General features: G+C 73.1%; 2 protein-coding genes. Both read left to right on the forward strand.

Translation table 11 applies throughout. The annotated features are described in order from the left end of the window. Nucleotides 1–111: 111 nt before the first annotated feature. Nucleotides 112–1,317 (forward strand): vWA domain-containing protein, encoded by a 1,206-nt coding sequence (locus tag MEICH_RS0104650; RefSeq protein WP_027891637.1) that lies wholly within the window; start codon nucleotides 112–114, stop codon nucleotides 1,315–1,317. A gap of 13 nt (nucleotides 1,318–1,330) precedes the next feature. Continuing rightward, nucleotides 1,331–1,390 carry a hypothetical protein gene (locus tag MEICH_RS30785; protein WP_476695756.1) on the forward strand — a complete coding sequence of 20 codons (60 nt, stop codon included), beginning with the start codon at nucleotides 1,331–1,333 and terminating at the stop codon, nucleotides 1,388–1,390. Nucleotides 1,391–1,604: the final 214 nt, after the last annotated feature.

A 1,604-nucleotide genomic window follows, 5' to 3' on the forward strand; every position in this document is an offset into this window, starting at 1 on the left:
CCGCAACCCCGCCGCCCCGCTCGAGGTGCTGCGCCACCTGGCGGCCTTCGACGGCAACCGCGCGGTGCGGGAGGCGGCCCGGGAGGCCCTGCGCGAGCGGGAGGCCCAGCCGTGAAAGAGCCCACGTCCCCCGAGGCCCTCGAGCGCCGCTTCTCGGCCGCGCTGCTGCGCATCCGCAGCCGCTCGCCCTTCTTCGCCACCCTGGCCCTCTTCGCCCGCTTCCGCCCCTCCCGCGAGGTCGCCACCGCCGCCACCGACGGGCGCGACGTGTTCTACAACCCCGCCTTCATGGGCCAGCTCTCCGAGCGCGAGCTCGAGGGGGTGCTGCTGCACGAGGTGCTCCACGCCGCCCACCTCCACGTCGCCCGGCGCTCGCGCCGCGACCCCCACCTGTGGAACATCGCCGCCGACATCGTGGTCAACGGCATCCTGCGCGACCACGGCTTCGAGCTGCCCCAGGGGGCCCTGTTCGACCCGGCCCTCGAGCGCTACAGCGTGGAGGAGGTCTACGCCCTGCTCCTCAAGCACGGGCACCCCTATGAGCTGCCCGGCCTGGACCTGCTCGAGGCCGCCCCCGCCGACGCCGAGGGCGAGGAGAGGGAGGGCTACGGCCGCCCCGGCGACCGCAAGGGCCCGCGCGCCCGGAGCCTGGGCGAGGACTCGCTGAGCGAGGCCAGAAAGAGCGAGCTCGAGGCCCACTGGGCCCGCGCCAACCAGCAGGCCGCCACCCTGGCCCGCGGCGTGCACAAAGGCGACACCCCGGCCGGGCTCGAGCGCCTGCTCGGCGCCGCCAGCCCGCCCCGCCTCGACTGGCGCGCCCTATTGTGGCGCTTCCTCACCGCCACCCCCACCGACTTCGAGGGCTTCGACCGCCGCTTCCTGGGCCGCGGCCTCTACCTCGAGGCCCTGCAGGGCCACAAGCTGCGGGTCTACCTCGCCGTCGACACCTCCGGCTCCGTCGACGACACCCAGGTCCAGACCTTCCTGGCCGAGGTCCAGGGCATCCTGCGCGCCTACCCCCAGCTCGAGGTCTGGCTCTACTACGCCGACGCCGCCCTCTACGGCCCCCACCTCCTCGGCCCCAACGACCCCGTCCCCACCCCCCAAGGCGGCGGCGGCACCGACTTCCGCCCTTTCTTCCAGGCCGTGCGCGAGGCCCACGACGACCACCTGGGCGGCGTGTGCGTCTACCTCACCGACGGCTACGGCGACTTCCCCAGCGAGGCCCCGGAAATCCCGGTTTTATGGGTCATCACCCCGGGGGGGGTGGAGCTCGAGGGCTTGCCGTTCGGGGAGGGGGTGAGGTTGGTGGGGTGAGGGTCGATGGTCGATGGTCGATGGTCGATGGTCGATGGTCGATGGTCGATGGTCGATGGTCGATAGCCCATAGCTGATAGCCAAACGCCTCATTGGGGTTAATCATCCGCTGGGGTTGTGCCCGGCCTGTAAGCCGACTACAGCCCCACGCCCCAGGGGACATCCGCTCGGTGGTCGCTGCCGTGCCCCGGCCGGGGTGTGCGGCTCGCGAGGGAGGGGGTGACGGGGGTGGCGCAGACGAGCATGCCGCCGGGTCAAGGTGCGGCCCGCACCCCCGCGTACGCGGG

This window comes from Calidithermus chliarophilus DSM 9957, assembly GCF_000430045.1.
Classification (GTDB): Bacteria; Deinococcota; Deinococci; order Deinococcales; family Thermaceae; genus Calidithermus; species Calidithermus chliarophilus.